Origin of the sequence: Sphingomonas sanguinis (genome assembly GCF_001476905.1) — a bacterium.
In the GTDB taxonomy this organism is placed as follows: domain Bacteria; phylum Pseudomonadota; class Alphaproteobacteria; order Sphingomonadales; family Sphingomonadaceae; genus Sphingomonas; species Sphingomonas sanguinis_B.
In genome coordinates, this window is the sequence record NZ_LDTE01000210.1 from 1 (window position 1) to 548 (window position 548).

Here is a 548-nt window from a genome sequence, read left to right on the forward strand (position 1 = left end):
GGAAAAGCTGCCCGGCACCGAGGGCGTCGAGTTCGAGACGGCGGGGCGGCCCAAGAGTATCGTCGTCGAACTCGACCGTGCCGCGCTGATCCGCCTGAACCTGGGCGCGCAGGCGGTCAACGACGCGATCCGCGACGCGCTGGCGGGGGCCGAGGTCGGCTTCATCCCGCACGGCCCCGCCCGCCACGCCATCGTAATCCGTATGCCGGACTCGCTGCGCGCCGATCCCGCCGCGATCCTGGCGCTGCCGTTGCGGGTCGGCGAATACGGCATGGTGCCGCTGTCGCGCGTCGCCCGGTTGAAGGAAACCCGCATCGTCGAGCCGATCCTGCACGACGACACCAACCGCCGCGCCGCATTGATGGTCAATCTGTCGACCAGCGATCTGGCGGGCTATGTCCAGCGCGCCCAGGCCGCGATCGACGGGCAGGTCAAGCTGCCGCCGGGCTATCGCATCGAATTCGGCGGGCAATATCACCAGCTGGAGGCCGCACAGAAGCGCCTGTCGATCGTCGTGCCCGCCGCCCTGATCCTGATCTTCGCGCTGG

1 protein-coding gene is annotated in these 548 nt (G+C 69.3%); it reads left to right on the plus strand.

Annotated elements, in window-relative coordinates:
• Window positions 1–548, plus strand: a 548-nt coding sequence (locus SB4_RS18640) for an efflux RND transporter permease subunit (RefSeq protein ID WP_193753899.1), incomplete at both ends; no start/stop codon positions are given.